This is a genomic window from Mesorhizobium sp. M7A.F.Ca.CA.002.05.1.1, from assembly GCF_003998335.1.
Classification (GTDB): domain Bacteria; phylum Pseudomonadota; class Alphaproteobacteria; order Rhizobiales; family Rhizobiaceae; genus Mesorhizobium.
This window is the reverse complement of the sequence record NZ_RZQI01000324.1, coordinates 1-6080: the sequence shown is the minus strand read 5'-3', so window position 1 is coordinate 6080 and position 6080 is coordinate 1. Positions and strand designations below refer to the sequence as shown.

7 protein-coding genes are annotated in these 6080 nt (G+C 61.2%); 3 read left to right on the top strand and 4 right to left on the bottom strand.

The window, feature by feature from the left end:
- Positions 1 to 97: 97 nt before the first annotated feature.
- The 4 genes from rpsB to EN939_RS17470 all read right to left on the bottom strand — a co-directional run bounded on the left by rpsB (position 98) and on the right by EN939_RS17470 (position 3668).
- Positions 98 to 886, bottom strand: a complete 789-nt coding sequence (gene rpsB, locus EN939_RS17485; RefSeq protein WP_127269021.1) for a 30S ribosomal protein S2 — start codon at positions 884 to 886, stop codon at positions 98 to 100.
- A gap of 203 nt (positions 887 to 1089) precedes the next feature.
- A complete protein-coding gene (locus EN939_RS17480) occupies positions 1090 to 1368 on the bottom strand; it encodes a DUF4031 domain-containing protein (RefSeq protein WP_027036667.1) in 279 nt (92 codons plus the stop codon).
- 59 nt (positions 1369 to 1427) lie between these two features.
- Complete coding sequence (locus tag EN939_RS17475; RefSeq protein ID WP_127269020.1) at positions 1428 to 2726, bottom strand: hypothetical protein; 1299 nt, start codon at positions 2724 to 2726, stop codon at positions 1428 to 1430.
- A gap of 114 nt (positions 2727 to 2840) precedes the next feature.
- Positions 2841 to 3668 carry a cell envelope integrity EipB family protein gene (locus EN939_RS17470; RefSeq protein ID WP_127269019.1) on the bottom strand — a complete coding sequence of 276 codons (828 nt, stop codon included), beginning with the start codon at positions 3666 to 3668 and terminating at the stop codon, positions 2841 to 2843.
- Positions 3669 to 3806: 138 nt separating this feature from the next.
- Here EN939_RS17470 and EN939_RS17465 point away from each other — a divergent pair, with 138 nt between their 5' ends.
- The 3 genes from EN939_RS17465 to EN939_RS17455 form a co-directional block, all read left to right on the top strand.
- A complete protein-coding gene (locus EN939_RS17465; protein WP_127269018.1) occupies positions 3807 to 4271 on the top strand; it encodes a RidA family protein in 465 nt (154 codons plus the stop codon).
- 14 nt (positions 4272 to 4285) lie between these two features.
- Entirely contained in the window at positions 4286 to 5014 is a 729-nt protein-coding gene (locus EN939_RS17460) for a glycerophosphodiester phosphodiesterase (RefSeq protein ID WP_127269017.1), read from the top strand.
- A 50-nt stretch (positions 5015 to 5064) separates the two neighbouring features.
- The coding region (locus EN939_RS17455) for a GNAT family N-acetyltransferase (protein ID WP_127269016.1) at positions 5065 to 6080 on the top strand (1016 nt) is incomplete at its 3' end.

Here is a 6080-nt window from a genome sequence, read left to right as displayed (position 1 = left end):
GTTTTAAATGCACCGACGCACCATCGGTATTCGATGGTGCGTCTGTTTAGCGTGCCAGAATATGAGAAAGATGAAGGCCGCAACCGGCCTTCGATTATCAAGCTTCGGGAGCTTCCGACGCCGGGGCCGGAGCCGGGTCGAGCGCGGGTTCGACCGGAGCTTCGACCGAAGCGCCGATGTCGACGCCGAGCGCGCCCTGCTGGCGGGCGATGCCGTCGATCGCAGCCTTGGCGATCAGATCGCAATAGAGCTGGATGGCGCGGGCCGCGTCGTCATTGCCGGGGATCGGGAAGTCGATCTTGTCCGGATCGCAGTTCGAATCGATGATGGCGACGACCGGGATGCCGAGGCGCTTGGCCTCGAGGATGGCGATCGCTTCCTTGTTGGTGTCGATGACGAACATCAGGTCGGGCGTCGAGCCCATGTCCTTGATGCCGCCCAGCGCCTTGTCGAGCTTCTCGCGCTCGCGGTCGAGGTTCAGGCGTTCCTTCTTGGTCAACCCTTGCGCCTCGCCGGCCAGCATCTCGTCGAGCTTGCGCAGGCGCTGGATCGAATTCGAGATCGTCTTCCAGTTGGTCAGCATGCCGCCGAGCCAACGCGAGTTGACATAATACTGAGCCGAACGCTGTGCAGCATCGGCGACGATCTCGGACGCCTGGCGCTTGGTGCCGACGAACAGCACGCGGCCACCCTTGGCGACGGTGTCGGAAACCTGCTTAAGCGCCTGATGCAGCAAAGGCACCGTCTGCGACAGGTCGATGATGTGGATGTTGTTGCGGGCGCCATAGATGTAGGGTGCCATCTTCGGGTTCCAGCGGTGGGTCTGGTGGCCGAAGTGAATGCCAGCTTCCAAAAGCTGGCGCATGCTGAAATCAGGCAGTGCCATTCAAAGTTCCTTTCCGGTTAGCCTCCACGGACACAGGCATTTTTGGACTTTGTCCTCGAACGCCACCGGAGGTTTCAGCCGGATTTCTCCCGGGCAGACACCAAAGTCCGTGTGTGGAATGAGCGCGCATATAGAGGGGATGCGCGATAAACGCAAGCGCCGCGGGATCTGTGATGCGGCGTGCGACGATCCGCGCCCTGCCGTCAGCGCTTTATCTTCCCGTTCGGCACTCGCACTCGCCGGAAGACCGCGACGATCTCCTCGCGGCTGCATTCGATGGCGCCGAGCCGCACCGCACGGTCGCGCTCGAAGCCGGTTATGTCATAATGCGGCGCCGATGTCTTGGGCGGCCCCTGGTAGGATGAGCGCTTGACGCCGAGCCGGGCGGCAAAGCGATGCAACTCGTCGGTGTCGTCGGCCAACAGATGGCACCAGCGATGGCCGGCCCAGTTCCAGATCGCTGCGTCGACATAGACCGCCATGAAGCTTGCTGTTTGCCTTCCATCCTCCACCACAGCGGGCCACGTGGCCCGTCAGGATGTCAGGGACGATAGAATGGATTCGGATAGAAAATGAAGCCGCCATTGGCCGCAAGCTCGGCCACAATGTTGGTGACCGTATCCTGCATGCGACGGTGCAGTTCGGCAACCGCATCGTCGATCGAGCCCGCATGCTCATGCAAGCCCAGTGCCTCCGGCACCCGGATGTGGGCGCAACGCGGCCCGGCCGGCTGCGGAATGAACCGGTTTATCGTGTCGCGCAGCCCGCCTCGACAATAGTCGTTGCGGATCCGCTTCAGATGTTCGGCGATCTGCTCTTGGGTGATGCGCGGATTGGCGCAGGCCCAGGGTCCGATGCGCTGCAGCCTCTGAACCCTATCGGCGAGCGCGCGGACCTGGCTTTGCCGTTCCGTATCGTCGGTGTTTTCGCGTTGCCAGCGACGCGCACGCCGCAGAAGCTCTGCGGTGTCGGTTATGGCAGCGTCGAATGAGATGCTTTCGCCGAGTCGGCGGCCGAGTTCAGCAACCAACGCCTGCTGGCGCTCGGCATAGGTTGCGCCTTCGTCGGATGGCATGCCCGATGCTGCTTCATCGCGGGCCAGCAGCGCCGAATAGACATGGTGGATGCGCTGCGGCAGCGTGTCGGTCGCAAGGCGTTCTATTTTCAGGCTTTTCTCGACATAAGCGCATTCCTTCGCCAGCGCCGCTTCGACATTCCCGGTGAAGGCGAGCTTCCACACGACTGGCGCGATCCAGACCTTGAAATCGGAATCCGTGGCCCGGCCGCGCTTGAGGGCCTCCAGCCCCATCTCGATGGCACCCGGCAGCAAAGGCGCAACGACATTGGCATGCCAGCCGACGCCGCCTTCGGGATGCAGCAGCACGCCATGGCCTTTCAAGGCCCAGGCGATGGAGTGTTCCTTGGCTGCCCCGCTATTGCCGGGAATCTGAGCGATGAGGTTGTTGGCCAGCCAGAACTTCTGCATCAGCCGGCCAAGGCCGTTGACGACACCATTGGTTGCCCATGAGGCCGTGAGCGGGCTGACCTGCGACACGATTTCCTTATCGATCATCCAGTCGGTGAAGAACTCGGGATGATTGGGCGTGATGAAGGTCGCCTTCCCTGCCCCGCAACTGGCCTTCAGCCGCTCAAGGTCGGCGTGGGGAAAGTCGATATGGCGGACATTTGAGACGCCGCGCAGACCGGCCAGGCGATTGAACGGCAAGATATCCCGAAATCCGGGAATGCCGCGGAGCATGACGATCCGGTTGACGGATGTCATGGCCCTGATCAGTGCCGGGTTGGGCCGCGGCGCCACGAATGTATCGATCCTGCTCAAGCTGATCCCCCTCGCGCCTGGACGCCGGGGAGAGGTTGAGAGACGATTGCGGCACGTTCAAGTCGATCGTTACGACCACGCCGTGTCGTGGTAAATCAACTGCCTAGACCGGCACTATTTGGCGGGACAGGGTTTCGTCTGGTCGAACAGCGACAGGTTGACCAGCTTGCCGGTCATCGAGAAGTCGCCATAGTCCATGACGAGATCGCGGGTGATGCCGTTCTCATGCAGCTTGAAGCTGATACGGTATTCCGGCACCTCTTCGCCCGTCTTGTTGGTGTCGTCGAAATAGGCGATGTCGACCGGCCAGTATTTGTCGGTAGCGAGCTTTGCCAGTGCCGAAGCTTCCGGGTCGGCCTTGTCGGCATCGGTTTTCTTGCCGACCACGACGGTGGTGGTCATCACCTTGTTGGCGTCTTCGGAACCGTCGAACAGGTTGGTTTCGTAAAAATTCTCGCCCTTTTCGGCCTTGCCGATCAGCTCGACCAGATGCTGGGTCGGGAATTGGGTTGTCGCCAGCTCGACGCTGTTCTTTTCAGGCTTGTCGATGTCGACCTTCAGGCCCTTGGTCTCTTTGGTGGCGATGCCCTTGACCTCCTTGTCGAGATTCTGGTCGACGAAGGATTTTGTCACGAACGAAAATGTCTTGCCTTCGGCGTCCTCGAAAGTGGTCGTCTGCTGGTCGGTCAGCCTGGTGTTGTCGGCGGTGACGATCTGGGTGACGAAGCGGAATTTCACCGTATAGCCTTCGCAGGCCGAGCCATTGAACTCATAGACCATGCGGCCGGATATGCCTGTGATGCCGGACTGATCGGACGCTTTTTTCAAGGTAAGATCGTAGACGGCGCGGTGGGCTTGCAACGCCGGCGCTGCGAAGGCAGGGCCTATCGAGAAGACCCCCGACAACAGGACGGCATGGAATGCGAGGCGCGTTGCGCGCATGAGGTACTCCGATCGTCGCGACTGATGGCAGGCCGCAGGGAAAGATGGTCCAGCTTAAAAAAAGTCGTGGCGGAAGCGAGGCAAAAATAGCAATTTCGGCCCGGCCGGCGCGGCGTCACCAAGCAATAGGGAAATACCATGAGTGAAACAATCGAAAAGCGGCTAAGCGATCTGGGTGTGACGCTTCCCGTCGCCGCCGCGCCCGCCGCCAACTACGTGCCCTATTGCCGGACCGGCAATCTGCTGTTCACCGCCGGACAATTGCCGCTCAAGGACGGCAAGCTGCAGGCGAGCGGGCTGTTAGGTCGCGATCTCGATACCGCAGGTGGCAAGGATGCGGCAAAATACTGCGCGATCAACATTCTGGCGCAGGCCAAGGCAGCACTCGGCGACCTCGAGAAGATTAGCCGTCTGGTGAAGATCACCGTTTTCGTCGCCTCGACACCTGAGTTCGCCGAGCAGCATCTGGTTGCCAACGGCGCCTCCGATTTCCTGGTGGCGGCCCTTGGCGAGCGTGGCAAGCATGCGCGCTCCGCCGTCGGCACCGCCTGCCTGCCGCTTAATGCCGCAGTGGAAATCGAAGCCGTCTTCGAAATCGAATGAGCCAGGGGACAGATATGACCGACCTATCCTGGCTGACCGCCCGGCCCGTCGCCCATCGCGGCTTCCACGACATGAACAAGACGCGCTGGGAAAACACGCTGTCAGCCTTCGCTGCGGCCGCCGAACGCGGCTATGCCATCGAATGCGACGTCCACCTGTCGTCCGACCGCGTTCCTGTCATCATCCATGACGGAGATCTCAAGCGCCTGACCGGCCAGGATGGTTTCGTCTGGCAGCGCACCGCAGCAGAACTCGCGGCGCTCAGGGTCGGTGGCACGGCGGACCATGTGCCGACGCTGCAGGAAATGCTCCACCTGGTCGACGGCCGCGTGCCATTGGTGGTCGAGTTGAAAGGCACGCCCGGCTATGACGAAGGCCTGGTGGCAAGCGTCGGCAAGATGCTCAAGCGCTACAAGGGCAAGGCGGCGATCATGTCGTTCGACCACTGGCTGGTCCGCGATTTTCCGAAAGACGCGCCGGGTATCCCCGGGGGTCTCACCGCCTACGGCAAGGACGTCGGGCTGATCGAGGCGCATTTCGCCATGCTGGCGCACGACATCGCCTTCACCTCCTACGCGGCCGGCGACCTGCCGAACCCATTCGTCAGCTTCGTGCGCGAAAGGCTGAAAATGCCTGTTATCACCTGGACGGTGCACGACCAGCCGGCGGTCGACCTGACCTTCAGATATGCCGACCAGATGACGTTCGAGGGGTTCGAGCCCGATCTGGTCAAAGTCGCCTGAGTGTCTGAAACGTGACTTGTACCAGGCCGGACGGAGCTTAAATAAGCCTCATGGATCAGGGCGACGAGGGTGACGGACAAACGGCCAATGCTGACTATTCGATCCGCGTCGCCGCCGGCATTGGCGCCTTCACCTGTGATGAATGGAACGGCTTTGCCGGAACCGCGCGCGGAGATTCAGAAACCAGTTACAATCCTTTGGTTTCCTTCGCTTTTCTAAGCGCACTCGAAGATTCTGGATGCGCCGTGCGGCGCACCGGCTGGCAGGGCCATCACCTCAGGCTGGAGGACGGGCAAGGCAGATTGCTGGGCGCGGTGCCCTGTTATCTCAAATCGCACAGCCAGGGCGAATATGTGTTCGATCATGGCTGGTCGGATGCCTTCGAGCGCGCCGGCGGCCGTTACTATCCCAAACTGCAAAGTGCCGTGCCGTTCTCCCCGGTCACCGGCCCTCGCCTGCTGGTCAGCAAAGGCGAGGACAGCGCCAAAGTGAAGGCCGGTCTCGCGGCGGGCCTGAAGGCGGTGACGCAAAAACTCGGCGTCTCTTCCGCGCATGTCACCTTCGCGCAAGAGAGCGATGTGGAAGTGCTGGAAGCGGCAGGCTTCCTGCACCGCACCGACCAGCAATTCCATTTCTTCAACGAAGGTTTTTCGACCTATGACGACTTCCTCGCCACCCTTGCCTCGCGCAAGCGAAAGGCGATGAAGAAGGAAAGGCGTGAAGCGCTTGCCCCAGGCATTTCGATCGATCGGCTGACCGGCAAGGACCTCACGGAGAAGGCCTGGGACGATTTCTTCGCCTTCTACATGGACACCGGCAGCCGCAAATGGGGCCGGCCCTATCTCAACCGTCAATTCTTCTCGCTGATCGGCGAACGCATGGCCGACGACATCCTGCTGGTGATGGCCAGGCGCAATGGCCGCTATATCGCCGGCGCCATCAATTTCATCGGTTCGGACGCACTCTATGGCCGCAACTGGGGCTGCATCGAGGACCATCCTTTCCTGCATTTCGAGGTCTGCTATCACCAGGCGATCGACTTCGCCATCGAACGCAAGCTGAAGGT

Excerpts from the sequence above, each read along its gene's own strand:
- EN939_RS17480 (WP_027036667.1), bottom strand. The coding sequence starts at position 1,368 with ATGGCGGTCTATGTCGACGCAGCGATCTGGAACTGGGCCGGCCATCGC.
- EN939_RS17460 (WP_127269017.1), top strand. The coding sequence starts at position 4,286 with ATGACCGACCTATCCTGGCTGACCGCCCGGCCCGTCGCCCATCGCGGC.
- EN939_RS17465 (WP_127269018.1), top strand. The coding sequence starts at position 3,807 with ATGAGTGAAACAATCGAAAAGCGGCTAAGCGATCTGGGTGTGACGCTT.
- EN939_RS17470 (WP_127269019.1), bottom strand. The coding sequence starts at position 3,668 with ATGCGCGCAACGCGCCTCGCATTCCATGCCGTCCTGTTGTCGGGGGTC.
- rpsB (WP_127269021.1), bottom strand. The coding sequence starts at position 886 with ATGGCACTGCCTGATTTCAGCATGCGCCAGCTTTTGGAAGCTGGCATT.